Source organism: Inquilinus limosus MP06 (assembly GCF_000767795.1).
Taxonomy (GTDB): Bacteria; Pseudomonadota; Alphaproteobacteria; order DSM-16000; family Inquilinaceae; genus Inquilinus; species Inquilinus limosus_E.
Genome location: NZ_JANX01000080.1, coordinates 1 through 16224 on the forward strand (window position 1 = coordinate 1; position 16224 = coordinate 16224).

The 16224-nt window shown below is 66.8% G+C and carries 11 protein-coding genes; 8 read left to right on the top strand and 3 right to left on the bottom strand.

Going from position 1 to position 16224, the window contains the following annotated elements; genetic code table 11:
- Positions 1-155 precede the first annotated feature (155 nt).
- From P409_RS09200 to P409_RS09220, 5 genes are all read left to right on the top strand, one after another.
- Entirely contained in the window at positions 156-2006 is a 1851-nt protein-coding gene (locus P409_RS09200; protein ID WP_034834574.1) for an extracellular solute-binding protein, read from the top strand.
- Between the two features lie 10 nt (positions 2007-2016).
- A complete protein-coding gene (locus P409_RS09205; RefSeq protein ID WP_052120250.1) occupies positions 2017-3888 on the top strand; it encodes an extracellular solute-binding protein in 1872 nt (623 codons plus the stop codon).
- Between the two features lie 164 nt (positions 3889-4052).
- Complete coding sequence (locus P409_RS09210) at positions 4053-5171, top strand: microcin C ABC transporter permease YejB (RefSeq protein ID WP_034834577.1); 1119 nt, start codon at positions 4053-4055, stop codon at positions 5169-5171.
- Positions 5164-6303: an ABC transporter permease gene (locus P409_RS09215; protein ID WP_081991384.1), complete on the top strand. Its 1140-nt coding sequence runs from the start codon at positions 5164-5166 to the stop codon at positions 6301-6303. The genes P409_RS09210 and P409_RS09215 overlap by 8 nt, the downstream gene beginning before the upstream one ends.
- The gene (locus tag P409_RS09220; RefSeq protein ID WP_034834580.1) at positions 6300-7946 is read left to right on the top strand and encodes an ABC transporter ATP-binding protein; all 1647 of its coding nucleotides are present in this window, start codon (positions 6300-6302) and stop codon (positions 7944-7946) included. Before P409_RS09215 ends, P409_RS09220 begins: the two co-directional genes overlap by 4 nt.
- Positions 7947-8076: 130 nt before the next feature.
- Here P409_RS09220 and P409_RS09225 read toward each other — a convergent pair whose 3' ends face one another.
- Entirely contained in the window at positions 8077-9858 is a 1782-nt protein-coding gene (locus tag P409_RS09225; RefSeq protein WP_034834582.1) for a B12-binding domain-containing radical SAM protein, read from the bottom strand.
- Positions 9859-9990: 132 nt separating this feature from the next.
- Between P409_RS09225 and P409_RS09230 the strand changes: the two genes are divergently transcribed.
- The 3 genes from P409_RS09230 (at position 9991) to P409_RS41195 (ending at position 15094) form a co-directional block, all read left to right on the top strand.
- Positions 9991-10764: a LamB/YcsF family protein gene (locus tag P409_RS09230; protein WP_034834583.1), complete on the top strand. Its 774-nt coding sequence runs from the start codon at positions 9991-9993 to the stop codon at positions 10762-10764.
- A gap of 144 nt (positions 10765-10908) precedes the next feature.
- Positions 10909-11937, top strand: a complete 1029-nt coding sequence (locus P409_RS09235; protein ID WP_034834584.1) for a BMP family lipoprotein — start codon at positions 10909-10911, stop codon at positions 11935-11937.
- Positions 11938-12250: 313 nt separating this feature from the next.
- Positions 12251-15094 carry an endonuclease/exonuclease/phosphatase family protein gene (locus P409_RS41195; protein WP_052120251.1) on the top strand — a complete coding sequence of 948 codons (2844 nt, stop codon included), beginning with the start codon at positions 12251-12253 and terminating at the stop codon, positions 15092-15094.
- Between the two features lie 290 nt (positions 15095-15384).
- On the opposite strand, the gene P409_RS37870 is transcribed toward P409_RS41195, so the two are convergent.
- Together P409_RS37870 and P409_RS09245 are read right to left on the bottom strand one after the other, a co-directional pair.
- The gene (locus tag P409_RS37870) at positions 15385-15738 is read right to left on the bottom strand and encodes a hypothetical protein (protein ID WP_152613305.1); all 354 of its coding nucleotides are present in this window, start codon (positions 15736-15738) and stop codon (positions 15385-15387) included.
- Positions 15739-15954: 216 nt separating this feature from the next.
- Positions 15955-16224, bottom strand: a 270-nt coding sequence (locus P409_RS09245; protein WP_152613306.1) for a tetratricopeptide repeat protein, incomplete at its 5' end; no start/stop codon positions are given.

Here is a 16224-nt window from a genome sequence, read left to right on the forward strand (position 1 = left end):
GGCTGATCGCCGCAGCGTTGCAGTTCCCGGAACGGGACCGCCAAAAGCGGTCCCGTTTCCGTTTATGTCTGGCTTTATTCGACGCCGTGAGATTCCCTAGACTCCGCCTCTCTGCCGGCGCCTCCGCGGCGCCGGAATGCCGGTCCGGGATTTTCATGCGCGTCATTGCCGCCCTCCTGCTCGCCCTTGCCCTTGCGGCTCCCACCGCCGTGCGGGCGGAAGAGCCGGCGGCCAGCCACGCCCTGGCCCTGTTCGGCGAGCCGAAATACCCCACCGGCTTCACGCATTTCGACTATGCCGACCCGGATGCGCCCAAGGGCGGCACCCTGGTGCTGGGCGCGGTCGGCACCTTCGACACGCTGAACCTGATCCCGCTGGGCGGCCAGCCGCCGCGCTCCCTCGGGCTGCTCTATGATTCGCTGATGGCCGAGAGCCAGGACGAATCCGGGGTCTATTACGGCCTGCTGGCGGAGAGCGTGACGATCCCGGACGACGCGTCCTGGGCTGTCTTCACCCTGCGGCCGGAGGCGCGCTGGCACGACGGCGTGCCGGTGACGGCCGAGGATGTGGTGTGGAGCTGGGAGACGGTGCGCGACAAGGCCGAGCCGTTCCTGAAGTCCTTCTTCCGCGACGTCACCGGCGCCGAGATGCTGGACGAGCATCGGGTGCGCTTCACCTTCGCCAGCCGCAACATCCGCAAGCCGATCGGCCAGGTGGCGAACGCGCTGCCGATCCTGCCGAAGCACTGGTGGACCTCGAACGGCCGCGACATCGGCCAGGGCACGGTCGAGCCGCCTTTGGGCAGCGGCCCCTACCGCATCGCCTCGGCCGATCCCGGCCGGTCGCTCGTCTGGGAGCGGGTGCCCGACTATTGGGGCCGCGACCTGCCGGTGAATCGCGGCCTGTGGAACTTCGACCGCATCCGCTACGATTACTACCGCGACCGCGACGTCGAGTTCACGGCGTTCAAGGGCGGCGCCTCCGATTTCCGGCAGGAGTTCACCTCGCTGTTCTGGGCCACCGGCTACGACATTCCGGCGGCGCGCGACGGCCGCCTCATCCGCGCCGAAATCGCCAGCGAGGATCCGCGCGGCATGCAGGGCTATCTGTTCAATCTGCGCCGCGTCCCGTTCTCCGACCCCAAGGTCCGCGAGGCGCTGGGCTGGCTGTACGACTTCGAATGGGTCAACAAGACCCTGTTCTCCGGCCTGTATGAGCGGCTGACCAGCTACTTCAACGCCGAGGGCTTCCGCTCCTCCGGCGTGCCGAAGGGGGAAGAGAAGGCGCTGCTGGAGCCGTTCCGCGGCCAGGTGCCGGATGCGCTGTTCGACACCCCCTTCAGCCTGCCGGCGACGGATGGCAGCGGCAACATGCGCGACAACATCCGCACCGCGCTGCGCCTGCTGAAGGAAGCAGGGTGGGAACAGCGCGACGGGGTGATGACCAACATCGCCACCGGCGCGCCGATGCGGTTCGAGATCCTGATCGACCAGCCGGTCTACGAACGCGCCACCCAGCCTTTCATCGACCGGCTGCGGCAGGTCGGCATCCAGGCATCGCTGCGCCGGATCGACACCGCCCAGATGCAGAAGCGGCGGCAGAGCTTCGACTACGACGTCATGCCGCTGGCCCTCGCCTTCTTCCCCCCGCCGGGCAGCGAACTGCGCAACTATTTCGGCTCGGCGGTCGCCGGGGTCGAGGGCTCGGCGAACTACATGGGCATCCGCAACCCGGTGGTCGACGCGCTGATCGACAAGGTCGTAGCCGCCCGCGACCTGTCGTCGCTGCAGGTTGCGACCCGCGCGCTGGATCGCGTGTTGTTGTGGAATCGATACGCGATCCTGCAATGGGGCAGGACCGACGCCTGGGTGGCCTATTGGAACCGCTTCGGCCAGCCGAAGACCCAGCCGACCCATCGGTTCGGCGACCCGAATGGGATCGCGTTCCCCTCGACCTGGTGGATCGATCCGGCGAAAGATGCGGCGCTGACGCGCGGCGGAGGATAGAGAGAGACGCATGATCACACGGCGCCAATTCTCGATCGGCTCGATGCTCTCGGTTGCGGGAGCCTCGATCCCCCTGCCCCGGGCCTTCGCCCAGGCGACGCCCGGCGGCCGGCCCGGCTTCAAGCCCCCGACCTACTACGTCCCGCTGCTGGGCCAGCCGGCGAAGTACCCGAAGGACTTCGACCATTGGGACTACGTCAATCCGGACGCCCCCAAGGGTGGCAGGCTGGTGCTGGGCGCCTACGGCACCTTCGACACGCTCAACTACTTCGCCGGAAACGGCAACGCCCCTTCGGTGCTGATCTCGGCGATCTATGATTCCCTGCTGACTTCCAATCTCGACGAGCTCGGCACCGATTATGCGGATGTGGCGGAGACGCTGGAATTCTCCGAGGACGGCCTGCAGCTGATCTGCACGATGCGGGAAGGGCCGCGCTTCCACGACGGCACGCCGATGACGGCTGCCGACATCGTGTTCACGAACGACCTGTTCCGCGACAAGTCACCCTATCTGAAGGCCCGTTTCTATGGGTACATGGACAGGATCGAGGCGCTGGACGACCGCACCGTCCGCTTCGTTGCCAAGAATCTCGACAACCCGCTGATCCTTAAGATCATCGCCGGGATGCCGATCCTGCCGAAGCATTGGTGGACTGGACGCGACTTCGATTCTCCGATCATGGAGCCGCTCCTCGGCAGCGGCGCCCGGCAGATCAGCGCCGTCGACCCCGGCCGGTCCTTCACCCTCAAGCGCGTCCCCGATTATTGGGGCAAGGACCTGCCGCAGAACAAGGGCCAGGGCAATTTCGACGAGGTCACCTACCAGTATTATCGGGATCAGTCCGTGCTGTACGAGGCCCTGAAGTCCGGAGAGACCGACTTCATGAGCATCACGACACCGCAGGAATGGGTCACCGGCTTCAAGGGGGTGAAGGGGGTTGAGACCGGCGCGCTGAAGCTGGAAGAGCTTCCCTCGGAAGGGCCGCAGAGCACCGGCTATCTCAACTTTAACCTCCGGCGGCCGCTGTTCTCCGACGTCCGGGTGCGGCGGGCCTTCAACTACCTGTTCGATTTCGAGAGCACCCAGAAGACCAGCTACTACGGCATGTACAAGCGGCCGCGGGCCTATTTCGCCAACACGCCGTTCGAATTCGAGGGCCTGCCGCAGGGGCGCGAGCTGGAAATCCTGGAGCGCTACAAGGGCCGCATTTCCGACGAGGTGCTGACGACCGAATTCGTGCAGCCGACCACCGACGGCAACGGCAACATCCGGGCCAACATGCGCGCCGCCATCGATCTGCTGAAGCAGGCGGGCTGGGAGAACCGCAACAACCAGCTGGTCAACACCGCCACGGGCGCCGTGGCGTCGCTCGAGATCATCTACTTCGCCAGCGATATGGAGAAGACGGTCCTGCCTTTCGTGCAGAACCTGAAGCGTGTCGGGGTCCAGGCGACCGCCCGGTTCCTCGACACCGCCCAGTTCCGGTTGCGGCTGAACGAGTTCCAATTCGACATCATGCCGATCTTCTGGCCGGCCTTCTATCCGCCGGGACAGGAGCTACGCAGCTTCTGGAACTCGCAGTATGCGGACCGCAGCGGCAGCGAGAATTCCTGGGGCATCAAGGATCCGGTGCTGGATGAGCTGGTCGACCTCGCCATTGCCGCCGACAACTGGGACGAGAAGGTCGCCGCCTGCCGTGCCTTGAACCGCTACGCCGCCTGGCAGTTCCTGTCGATCGGGTTGTACTACGATCCCGTCGACCGGATCGCGTATTGGGACATGTTCGGGCGGCCGGACACCCGCCCGAAATACGATGTCGGCTTCTCCACCTGGTGGTTCGACGGCAAGAATCCGAAGGCCCTGAGGGGACAGCGCCGGTGAGGCAGATCCAGACAGCCTTTGAAGGCCCGTTCTCTCCTCTGTCATGCCCGGGCTTGACCCGGGCATCCAGAATTCGTCGGCGACCCCTGGATTGCCGGATCACGCCCGGCAATGACAATCAAATTTGCACCGCACCGGCCCATTGCCGGAGTGAAGCCTGACCGATGCTTGCCTATATCATCCGGCGCCTGCTGCTGATCATCCCGACGCTGTTCGGGATCATGGTCATCAACTTCGTCATCGTGCAGTTCGCGCCCGGCGGCCCGGTCGAGCAGATGATCGCGCAGCTGCAGGGCACCGCCACCGACGCGACCAGCCGGATCAGCGGCGGCGGCGGAGGCGGTGATTTCGGCCGCCCGGCAGACAATTCCCAGCTCGGCGGCAGCAACGCCGCCTCCAGCAAGTACCGCGGCGCCCAGGGGCTGGACCCGAAATTCATCGCCGAGATCGAGAAGCAGTTCGGCTTCGACAAGCCGCCGATCGAGCGATTCTGGCTGATGATCCGGGACTATCTGAACTTCGATTTCGGCCGCAGCTATTTCAAGAGCGCGCGGGTGGTCGACCTGGTCATCTCCAAGCTGCCGGTGTCGATCTCGCTCGGCGTGTGGACCACGCTGCTGGTCTATCTGATCTCGATCCCGCTCGGCATCCGCAAGGCCGTGCGCGACGGGTCGCGCTTCGACATCTGGACCTCCGGCGCCGTCGTCGTCGGCTATGCGATCCCCAGCTTCCTGTTCGCGATGCTGCTGATCGTGACCTTCGCCGGCGGCCGCTATCTCGCCTGGTTCCCGCTGCGCGGCCTGACCTCCGACGGCTGGTCGTCCCTGTCCTGGTACCAGCAGATCTTGGATTATCTCTGGCACATGGTGCTGCCGATCACCGCCATGGTCATCAGCGGCTTCGCCACCCTGACCATGCTGACCAAGAACTCGTTCATCGACGAGCTCGGCAAGATGTATGTGCTGACCGCACGGGCCAAGGGCCTGACCGAGCGGCGCGTGCTGTACGGCCACATCTTCCGCAACGCCATGCTGATCGTCATCGCCGGCTTCCCGGCCGCCTTCATCGGCGTGCTGTTCACCGGATCGCTGTTCATCGAGGTGATCTTCTCGCTCGACGGCCTCGGCCTGCTCGGCTACGAGGCGGCGATCCAGCGCGACTATCCGGTGGTGTTCGCCACGCTCTATGTCTTCACCCTGCTCGGTCTGGTGATGAAGCTGGTGCAGGACGTCACCTACACCCTGATCGACCCGCGGATCGACTTCGAGGCCCGCAATGTCTGAGGCCGCGCTGTCCTCGGGCCGGGACTTCGCCCATCCGCGCTTCCTGGGCTTCCGCGTCCGGCCGATCACCGCCCGCCGCATCGCCAATTTCCGCGCCAACCGCCGCGGCCTGATCGCGCTGTGGCTGTTCCTGATCCTGTTCGTGGTCACGCTGTTCGCCGAGTTCATCGCCAACGACCGGCCGCTGCTGGTCAAGTATGACGGCCATTTCTACGTGCCGGTCCTCGCGACATACCCCGAGACGGCCTTCGGCGGCGAGTTCGAGACCGAGGCGGACTACCGCGACCCCTTCGTGCGCGACCTGATCAGCGCCAAGGGCTGGGCGATCTGGCCGCTGATCCCGTTCTCCTACCGCACCATCAACTACGACCTGGACCAGCCGGCCCCCTCCCCGCCCTCGGCGGTGAACTGGCTGGGCACCGACGACCAGGGCCGCGACGTGCTGGCCCGGCTGATCTACGGGCTGCGCATCTCGATCCTGTTCGGCCTGACCCTGACCGCGATCGCCTCCGTCATCGGCGTCTTCGCCGGCGCGGTGCAGGGCTATTTCGCCGGCTGGACCGACCTGGTCTTCCAGCGGGTGATCGAGATCTGGTCCGGCATGCCGCAGCTGTACCTCCTGATCATCATGTCGTCCTTCTTCGTGCCGGGCTTCTGGACGCTGCTGTTCATCATGCTGCTGTTCGAGTGGATGAGCCTGGTCGGCGTGGTGCGGGCCGAGTTCCTGCGCGCCCGCAACCTGGACTATGTCCGCGCCGCCCGGGCGCTGGGCCAGCCGGACCGGGTGATCATGTGGAAGCACGTGCTGCCCAACGCCGTGGTCGCCACCATCACCTTCCTGCCCTTCAACCTGACCGGCAGCATCAGCCTGCTGACCGGGCTGGACTTCCTCGGCCTCGGCCTGCCGCCCGGCTCGCCCTCGCTGGGCGAGCTGGTCAGCCAGGGCAAAGCCAACCTGCAGGCGCCGTGGCTGGGCTTCACCGCCTTCTTCTCGCTGGCCATCCTGCTCAGCCTCCTCGTCTTCATGGGCGAGGCGCTGCGCGACGCCTTCGACCCACGCAAGACCCAGGCGGCCAGCGCCCCGCCGCCTGCCGCCGCTTCCGTCCCCGACTCCAAGGTCCAAACGCCATGACCGAGACCTCCACCTCCGGCGAAAGGCTGCTCGACATCCGCGACCTGGCGGTGGAGTTCCGCGTGCCCGGCGGCGCGGTGCCCGCAGTGAAGGGCGTGTCGCTGCATCTCGACCGCGGCGAGACCCTGGCGCTGGTCGGCGAGAGCGGCTCCGGCAAGTCGGTCACCGCCCTGTCGGTGCTGCAGCTGCTGCCCTATCCCAGCGCGCGCCACCCGAAGGGCAGCATCCGCTATCGCGGGCAGGAGCTGCTGGGCGCGCCGGAGAAGGTGCTGCGCGAGGTCCGCGGCAACAAGATCGCGATGGTGTTCCAGGAGCCGATGACCTCCCTGAACCCGCTGCACACGATCGAGAAGCAGGTCGGCGAGGTGCTGTCGGTGCACAAGGGCATGGGCAAGGCCCAGTCCCGCGCCCGGGTGCTGGAGCTGCTGCGCCTGGTCGGCCTGCCGAACCCGGAGCAGCGGCTGAACGCCTATCCGCACGAGCTGTCCGGCGGCCAGCGCCAGCGGGTGATGATCGCCATGGCCCTGGCGAACGAGCCGGACATCCTGATCGCCGACGAGCCGACCACCGCGCTGGACGTCACCATCCAGGCCCAGATCCTGGAGCTGATGCAGAGCCTGCAGCGCCGCTTCGGCATGGCGCTGCTGCTGATCACCCACGACCTCGGCGTGGTCCGCAAGATGGCGGACCGGGTCTGCGTCATGAACAGGGGCGAGATCGTCGAGGAGGGCGGGACCGAGGCGGTGTTCACCGCGCCCCGGCACCCCTACACCCAGCGCCTGCTGGCGTCGGAGCCGAAGGGCGACCCGGCGCCGCCCCCGGGCGATGCCCGCACCGTGGTCGAGGCCAGCGAGATCAAGGTCTGGTTCCCGATCAAGGCCGGCGTGCTGCGCCGCACGGTCGACCATGTCAAGGCGGTGGACGGCATCGACGTCACCGTGCGCGAGGGCCACACGGTCGGCGTGGTGGGCGAGAGCGGCTCCGGCAAGACCACGCTGGGCCTGGCCCTGCTGCGCCTGATCTCGAGCCAGGGATCCATCCGCTATGGCGAGAAGGAGCTGCAGGGCCTGCAGTTCCACGACATGCGCCCGCTGCGGCGGGAGATGCAGATCGTCTTCCAGGACCCATACGGCTCGCTCAGCCCCCGCATGTCGATCGCCGAGATCATCGAGGAGGGGCTGCAGGTGCACCGCATCGGCGGCTCGGCGGCCGAGCGCGAGCGGATGATCGTGGCGGCGCTGGAGGAGGTCGGGCTGGATCCCGCCAGCCGGCACCGCTACCCGCACGAATTCTCCGGCGGCCAGCGCCAGCGCGTCGCCATCGCCCGGGCCATGGTGCTGAAGCCGAAATTCGTGGTGCTGGACGAGCCGACCTCGGCGCTGGACATGTCGGTCCAGGCCCAGATCGTCGACCTGCTGCGCGGGCTGCAGGAGAAGCACCGCCTGGCCTACCTGTTCATCAGCCACGACCTGAAGGTGGTGCGCGCCCTGTCGGACGAGGTGATCGTCATGAAGAACGGCAAGGTGGTCGAGCACGGGTCGGCGGCGCAGATCTTCGACGCGCCGCAGCACCCCTACACCCAGGCCCTGCTGAAGGCCGCGCTGGAGATCAAGACGGCGGATACGGCCGAGGTGGCGGTTTAGGCCCTCGGGGCACAGACGCCCTCTCCCTTCGTGTCATTGCCGGGCTTGACCCGGCAATCCGGAAGGTCTCGACAGTCTCTGGATGCCCGGGTCAAGCCCGGGCATGACAATCGGGGGAACCCCGTCCCGATCACTCCGCCGCCGTGACCTCCTGCGGCGCCGCCGCCGGCTTCACATGCGCCCGGGCCGCAGCGGCGCGGGCGCCCTGGGTCACCGAGAACATCTCCAGCGTGTCCAACTCCTCCTCGCTCACCGGCGTCAGCGCCAGGTCGCGATAGGCCTTGCGGTCCGGGTCGGCCTTGATCCGCCGGCGAACCTGGTTGAAGCGCCACCACAGCCGCGCCATCGTCCAGTGCTTGGCCGCCGTCTCGCCGGCATAGCGGAGATAGAACGGCACCGCCGGCTCGATCGGCAGGCCCGGCCGCCGCTGGGTCCGCACTTTGCGGCGCAGATAGCCGCCCTCCAGCGGGTGCAGCCCCTCGACATTGATGCAGGTGGTGAACCACAGCAGCAGGAACAGGATCTTGCCGACACTGATCCCGGTCGCCGCCGCCCGGCGCATCACCGTCTCCATATGCTCGGGCGAGTAGTAGGTCTGCCAAGCCAGCTTGTAGGCCCGCTGCCACTCCTCGCGCGACATCAGCGCGTGGCCGGTGGTGACGTGGTTCAGGTCGTAGCGGTTCAGGTCGGGATCCATCGGGATGCCGGCCTGGAACAGGTTCTTATGATCCTCCGACCCCGGCAGCGGCGTGAGGAAGAAGAACTCCAGCAGGTCGACCGGCAGCTCGCGCTGGATGATGCCGATGTCGCGGACGATCGATTCCGGCGTGTCGGTCGGGAAACCCAGGATATAGCCGGCATAGGTCATGGCGCCGACCGCCTTCCAGGCCAGCAGCATCTTGCGGTATTCGGTGATCTTGTTCTGCCGCTTCTTGGCGCCGACCAGGCTGTCGGGGTTGATGTTCTCCAGCCCGATGAACACCCGGGTCACCCCCGCCCTGCCCGCCTTCTCGATGAAGTGCGGGATACGGTGGCACATGGTGTCGACCTGGATGATCATCCGGAACGACAGCTTCTCCCGCTCGCGCAGCTCGATCAGCCGGTCGAAGATCGGCTCCCAGTCCTTGTTGCGCGCGAAATTGTCGTCGGTGATGAAGAAGCGGCTGATGCCGCTCTTCACATTCTCGCGGATGATCTGCTCGACATCGTCGGGCGACCGGCGCCGCGACTTGCGGCCCTGGACGTTGATGATGGTGCAGAAGGAGCACTGGAACGGGCAGCCGCGGCCGGCATCGAAGCTGGTGTGCTGGCCGGCGGTGCGGCGCACCCGCGCGATCGGCAGCACCGGCATCGGCACGCCTTCGATGTTCGGCAGGTCATCCATGAAGTTGTAGAGCGGCTTCAGCCGGCCGGCGAAGGCGTCGAGCAGCACCTCGTCCAGCCGCCCCTCGGCCTCGCCGGCGAACAGCGAGATGCCCAGCGCCTGCGCCTCCGCCACCTCGGGCTGCAGGCCGGGCAGCATGGCGATGGTGCCGGAGACATGGAAGCCGCCGATGCCGACCTGGATCCCCGCCGCCCGCAGCGGCCGGGCGATGTCGACCGCCCGCGGGAACTGGTTCGACTGCACCCCGACCAGCGCCACCATCCCGGACCCGGCGCGGCGGATCCGGCGGATGATTGCGTCCGGGCGCACCCTCGTGTTGGTCTCGTCGATCGCGGTGATGACGATATCGACATCCGGGCCGAGGATCCGGCGCTCAGCGCTGTCGCGGGCCAGGCCGTACAGCACCGCCAGCGTGTTCGACGGGATCGCCGACCGCAGCCATTGGATGACATAGCCGTCATCGTCGTAATGCGACGGCTTGATCAGAATCAGCTCGAAAATCCGCCTCGCGCTCGTCCCAACCGCCATATCGGGCGTCCCCTGCCGGGTCTTGCTGATTCTGAATACCACGAATGCATGGGACGGGGCGACGATTGCCGCGGCCGGCGGTGAAGTTCATACAGAGGTCATCATCGCAACGGCCGGTCCGGGAAGCACGTCATGGCGAGCGTCGATCTGAACTGCGACATGGGCGAGGGCTTCGGCGCCTGGGAGATGGGCGACGATTCGGCGATGCTGGAGATCGTCACCTCCGCCAACGTCGCCTGCGGCTTCCATGCCGGCGACCCGATCGTGATGCGGCGGACCCTGGCCCTGGCGCGCGACCGCGGCATCGGCGTCGGCGCCCATCCCGGCTTCCTCGACCTCTGGGGCTTCGGCCGCCGGGTGATCAAGGGCGACACGCCGGAGGAGCTGGAGGCCCAGGTGGTCTACCAGATCGGCGCGCTGCAGGGCATCGCCAAGGCCGTCGGCCACAAGGTCACCCACGTCAAGGCGCATGGCGCGCTGAGCAACCTGGCGATGGTCGAGGATGCGGTGGCGCTGGCGATCGGCCGGGCCATCAAGTCGGTCGACCCGGCCCTGTCCTATATGGTCCTGCCCGGCACGGCGCTGGAGCGCGCGGCGGTGGAACTGGGCCTGCCGGTGGTGCGCGAGGTCTTCGCCGACCGCACCTATGAGGACGACGCCACCCTGACCTCGCGCAAGATCGCCGGATCGGTGATCCACGACGCCGAGGTCGCCGCCGAGCGGGTGCTGCGCATGGTCGAGGAGCAGGCGGTGACCAGCCGCAGCGGCAAGCGCATCCCGGTGCCCGTCGACACGGTCTGCGTCCATGGCGACACGCCGGGCGCGGTCGGCATCGCCCGCCGCATCCGCGAGCGGCTGGAGCAGGCGGGCATCCGCCTGGTGGCGCTGAAGGACCGGCCGGCCTGACGGGCCGCCGGCCCCGGTCCCTGCCCTCGCGGCACGGGACCGTTGCACAGCGCGCTCTTGTAACCGAACCTTAACACGTCCATCTCCGAGGCCGCGGGCCGTTCGCCGTCCGTATCGCCGCCGCCCTGCCGTCCGGAGACGGAAATGATCCTCGACCGCCGCAGCCTTCTCGCCAGCGTGGCCCTGGCCATCGCCGGCCTGTCTGTTGCGGCCGCTGCCGACCCCGGGCCGGCGAGCCATCGCGCCGACGGCGAGATTCCGGTCACGCCCGGCGTCATCTACGCCGTCGGCGAGAAGCGCGACGGCGGCTTCAACGAGGGCGCGCTGCGCGCGCTGGAATTCTTCCGCAACGAGACCGGGGACGCCTTCCTGGAGGCCGAGCTGCCGTCGGTCGACGGCTTCGCCGCCGCGGCGGACGGGCTAATCCGCCAGGGCGCCACCCTGGTCATCGCGGTCGGCTTCTACTACGCCGATGCAGTGAAGGCGGCCGCGGCGGCCCATCCCGGGACCAGCTTCGTGCTGGTCGACGGCGTCGCCGAGGGACCGAACATCCGCTCCATCGTGTTCCGCGAGCAGGAGGGAGCCTATCTTGTCGGCGTGCTGGCGGCCTTGGCCAGCAAGTCGGGCACGATCGGCTTCGTTGGCGCCGCCGACGTGCCGGTGCTGCGCAAATTCGCCGATGGCTACGCCGCCGGCGCCAAGGCGACACGGCCGGACATCGGGGTCCTGGTCGACTATATCGGCACGGATGCCGCCGCCTTCCGCGACCGGGACCGGGCGACCGCGATCGCGCGCGACCAGATCGGGCGCGGCGCCGACGTCCTGTTCGCGGTCGCCGGCGAGGCCAATCTCGGCGTGTTCCAGGCGGCGCGCGCCGCGGAGAAGCTGGCGATCGGCGTCGACAGCAACCAGAACGGCGTGGTGCCCGGCACCATCCTGACCTCGATGCTGAAGCGTGTGGACATCGCCGTGCTGCGCTCGCTGGACGACATGCGGGCGGGCACCTGGGCCCCCGGCCTGGTCACGCTGGGCGTTCGCGAGCACGCGGTCGGCTGGGCGATCGACGACAACAACCGGCCGCTGGTGACCCCGGCCATGGAGGACGCGGTCGAGACCGCCCGCCGCGCCATCGCCGACGGCACCATCACCGTGCCCGACCCGACGGCGAAGTGACTTGTCGTCCCGTTTGCTTCGACCCCAGGTCGTAGAATTAACCTAAAAATCTAGATGTCATTGCCGGGCTTGGCCCGGCAATCCAGGAGATATCGACAATCCCTGGATGCCCTGGTCAAGCCCGGGCATGACACAGATAAAGTTGCAGCTCATTCGGAGAATTCGCCTTCTGGCTGTCTTCTCGGCTCAGACGGCTGTTTCCATCCCCAAAGACCTGTCCAATTCACGCGAATGCAACCGAAGCCCCTTACAGGTGTTTTCGGGAGCGGCAGGGAATTTGGCCCTGCCGGATGAAGCAGGGGGAGACTTCGTCATGGCCGATCCGTTGCTCAACGAGTTCGTCGCCAACCATGTCGGCGCGGACAATTCGGAATATGTCGAGATCAAGGGCGATGCCCTGACCGACTACAGCGGCTGGACGCTGGTGCAGATCGAGGGCGATGCCGGCGGCACCGGCCGCATCATCTCCGCCACCGCGATCGGCACCACCGACGCCGACGGCTATTGGAGCAGCGGCTTCCAGTCGAACCTGCTGCAGAACGGCAGCGGCACGCTGCTGCTGGTGGAGAACTACAGCGGCAGCACCGGCCAGGATCTCGACACCAATGATGACGGCGTGCTCGATGCCACGCCCTGGGTCCGGGCCGGCGACGGCGTCGCGATCGACGACGGCGGCAGCGGCGACCGCTTCTACAGCACCGCCGTGCTGACCCCGGGCTTCGACGGCGGCAGCATCGCCGTCGGCGGCGCGTCGCGCCTGCCGGACGGCGTCGACACCGACAGCCCGTCGGACTGGACCCGCAACGATTTCGACCTTGCCGGCCTGCCGGGCCAGGCGGGCACCCCGGTCCCCGGCGAGGCGCTGAACACGCCCGGCGCCGCCAACGCCCCGGTGCCCGCGACCGAGCCGGAGTTCCACGCGATCTTCGACATCCAGGGCGAAGGCCACCGCTCCGACTTCGAGGGCGACCGGGTGGCGACCCGCGGCGTGGTCACCGCCATCGCCGGCAACGGCTTCTATATCCAGGATGCCCAGGGCGACGGCAACACCGCCACCTCGGACGCGATCTTCGTCTTCACCGGCGCCGGCAACGTGCCGGCCGCGGCGCAGCTCGGCGTCACCCTCGACGTCACCGGCACGGTCAGCGAGTTCCAGCCGGGCGGCGCCTCCTCCCACAACCTGACCGTCACCGAGATCACCGGCGCCAGCGTCGAGGTCTCGGCCGTGCAGCAGACGGTGCCGGTCGCGGTCGGCATTGGTGCCGGCGGCTATGCCCCGCCGACCGAGGTGATCGACGATGACGGCCGCGCGGTCTTCGATCCCGCACATGATGGCATGGATTACTGGGAGACCCTGGAGGGCATGCTGGTCGAGATCCCGGCCGCGGTGGTGATCGGCCCGACCAACGGCTTCGGCGAGGCCTATGTCCTGGCCGACCATGGCGACCACGCCACCGGCACCCGCACCGGCGCCGGCGGCCTGCTGATCTCCGAGACCGACCAGCAGCCGGAGCGGATCCAGATCGACGACGACCTGCTGGGCGGCAGCGGCATGCCGAAGCTGAATGTCGGGGCCGAGCTCGGCACCGTGCAGGGCGTGGTCGGCACCAATTTCGGCTGGTACGAGGTGCAGGCGACCAAGCCGGTCACGGTCGTGTCCCCCGGCACGCTGCAGCCCGAGACCACGGCCCTGACCGGCGACCGCGACCACCTGACCGTCGGCTCGATCAACCTCGAGAACCTCGACCCGAAGGTCGAGGACGTGAACCTGGTCGAGGACAAGGACCCGAGCAACGTCGATGACGATATCGGCAGCGGCAAGTTCGACCGGCTGGCGGAGCAGATCGTCGCGAACATGGGCTCGCCCGACGTGGTCGCGCTGCAGGAGGTACAGGACGGCGACGGCGCCGAGATCACCGGCGTCACCTCCGCCGCCGAGACGGCGCGGGTGCTGATCGAGGCGATCGTCGCCCAGGGCGGGCCGCGCTACGAATATGTCGATGTGGCGCCGGAGGCCGGCACCTCGGGCGGCCAGCCCGGCGGCAACATCCGGGTCGGCTACCTGTACAATCCGGACCGGGTCGACTTGGTCGAGGGTTCGGTGCATGCGCTGACCGATTCCGATTTGTCGGACGGCGACGCCTTCGCCGCCAGCCGCCTGCCGCTGGCCGCCGACTTCGTCTTCAACGGCGAGACGGTGACGGTGGTGAACAACCACTTCACCTCGAAGGGCGGCAGCTCGCCGGCCTATGGCGACACCTTCCCGCCGGTGAATGGCGGCGAGGACCAGCGCGAGGCGCAGGCGGCGATCGTCAACGCCTATGTCGACGGCCGGCTGGCATCAGACCCCGACGCCAAGGTGATGGTGGTCGGCGACCTCAACGAGTTCTCCTGGAACGACCCGCTGAAGGTGCTGCGCGGCGACACCGACGGCAGCCACGTGCTGAAGGACCTGGCCGACACGCTGCTGTCGCCGGAGGAGCGCTGGAGCTACGTGTTCGAGGGGGCGAGCCAGGAGCTCGACCACATGCTGGCGACCGACGGCGCGTACAAATCGGGGCTGGAGTTCGACATCGTCCATACCAATGCGGGCTTCGCCGACCAGGTCAGCGACCATGACCCGTCGGTGGCCCGGCTGCACATCCCGGCCCCGGGCACGCCGGAGAACCCGCATGTCATCACCGCCGACACGCCGACCTTCTTCTTCAACTTCGCCATCGTGAAGGGCACGGAGGAATTCGACGAGGTCCGCGCCACGGTCAACGTCAAGGCGAACGACGCGGTCGAGCGCATCGTGCTGCAGGGCGACCGCGACCTGATCGTCTGGGCCGGCAACACCGACACCCAGATCATCGGCAACAGCGGCGACAACACGATCTACGGCGGATCCGGCAGCGACCGCATCGCCGGCGGCGGCGGCAACGACCTGCTGATCGGGGGCCGCGGCGCCGATGTCTTCGCCTTCGGCCATGGCGATGGCCGCGACACGATCCTCGACTTCGACGTCCGGCAGGACAAGCTGCTGATCGCCGACGGCGCTGACGCCACGGTGAAATGGGGCCTGCTGGGCGCGGTGGTCGATCTCGACGACGGCACCCGCGTCACGCTGGTCGGCGTGCGGCCCGACCAGATCGAGCATGCGGATTGGATGGTGTGAGGCGGCGCTGACCGTCCCTCCCCGTCATTGCAAGGAGGCGAAGCCGACGAATCCGTCCAGGGGCCGGTTCGGGCCAGCCCCTGGATGGATTTGCTGCGCACGCAATGACAGGCCGGAAGTTCGAATTGCCGGGCGGGGATCCGCCTCGGCCAAGGGATTATGATTCCCCTGCTCCGCATCGTTGGGTTCGCCTCATCGAATCCAACCTACCCGCTATGCCTTTGCCTATTGCGCACAAATCCCTGCGCCATTTTGGCCGATCCACCTCATGCAAGGCAGGTGGCACCGACCTAACCAGAGGTGACGGTAAATGTTCCGTAGAGATTTCCCGCAATGCCGAAACCGACATCACTGACGGATACGTTATACGATTGCTTGCTCGATAGAATCACTGGCTTCAAAGTTCTATTAACATAATCAAATGACACATTAAACAAATCATAAGCACCATCGTCCACGGTATATTGAATATCACCGTTGAAATCAGAGCCGCCATCTCCAGCCACAACGACGCAAAACCCAGCCCCACCACCGGGTATGCTATCGCATACAGGAACAGTTATACTTGTATTGGAATCGTATCCGTTGGATGAAATTCCCCATCCAGTTTTGTTAATTACAGTGAAGGTAATGCAGTATGCCATGCAAGACACTCCTTCTTAAGTCGCCAAGAAATACGAACACTGCAATGCGGCATTAAATCGGATACCATTCTGAAAATCAACACCACAGGTTGACTTAAACAGCAATAAATCTCTAACATACATAAATTTCCAAGAAAATTTTGATGCAATTATGAGAAAATCAGAATTCATAGCATCGACGGAACGTCCATCTGTACTGAATTCTCCTCAGCGGACTCAACTTATATTTTCCAACTCCTCCAATCTCCGCATCAGGAACCGCCGCTCCGACTCCTGCTGCGTCAGGTCGAGCGCCCGTTCATAGGCAGCGCGGGCCTCCGCCGTCCGGCCCAGGCGGCGCAGCAAATCCGCGCGGGCGGCGTGGGCCAGGCGGTAGCCGCCGAGATGGCCATGCGCCAGGAGCGCGTCGATCAGCGCCAGCCCGGCCGCCGGCCCGTCGCGCATCGCCACCGCCACCGCCCGGTTCAGCGCCACCACCGGCGAGGG

What these genes read in the sequence shown, in the direction of transcription:
- P409_RS09200 (WP_034834574.1), top strand. Translation starts at nt 156, where the DNA reads ATGCGCGTCATTGCCGCCCTCCTGCTCGCCCTTGCCCTTGCGGCTCCC.
- P409_RS09235 (WP_034834584.1), top strand. Translation starts at nt 10,909, where the DNA reads ATGATCCTCGACCGCCGCAGCCTTCTCGCCAGCGTGGCCCTGGCCATC.
- P409_RS37870 (WP_152613305.1), bottom strand. Translation starts at nt 15,738, where the DNA reads ATGGCATACTGCATTACCTTCACTGTAATTAACAAAACTGGATGGGGA.
- P409_RS09205 (WP_052120250.1), top strand. Translation starts at nt 2,017, where the DNA reads ATGATCACACGGCGCCAATTCTCGATCGGCTCGATGCTCTCGGTTGCG.
- P409_RS41195 (WP_052120251.1), top strand. Translation starts at nt 12,251, where the DNA reads ATGGCCGATCCGTTGCTCAACGAGTTCGTCGCCAACCATGTCGGCGCG.
- P409_RS09210 (WP_034834577.1), top strand. Translation starts at nt 4,053, where the DNA reads ATGCTTGCCTATATCATCCGGCGCCTGCTGCTGATCATCCCGACGCTG.
- P409_RS09220 (WP_034834580.1), top strand. Translation starts at nt 6,300, where the DNA reads ATGACCGAGACCTCCACCTCCGGCGAAAGGCTGCTCGACATCCGCGAC.
- P409_RS09225 (WP_034834582.1), bottom strand. Translation starts at nt 9,858, where the DNA reads ATGGCGGTTGGGACGAGCGCGAGGCGGATTTTCGAGCTGATTCTGATC.
- P409_RS09230 (WP_034834583.1), top strand. Translation starts at nt 9,991, where the DNA reads ATGGCGAGCGTCGATCTGAACTGCGACATGGGCGAGGGCTTCGGCGCC.
- P409_RS09215 (WP_081991384.1), top strand. Translation starts at nt 5,164, where the DNA reads ATGTCTGAGGCCGCGCTGTCCTCGGGCCGGGACTTCGCCCATCCGCGC.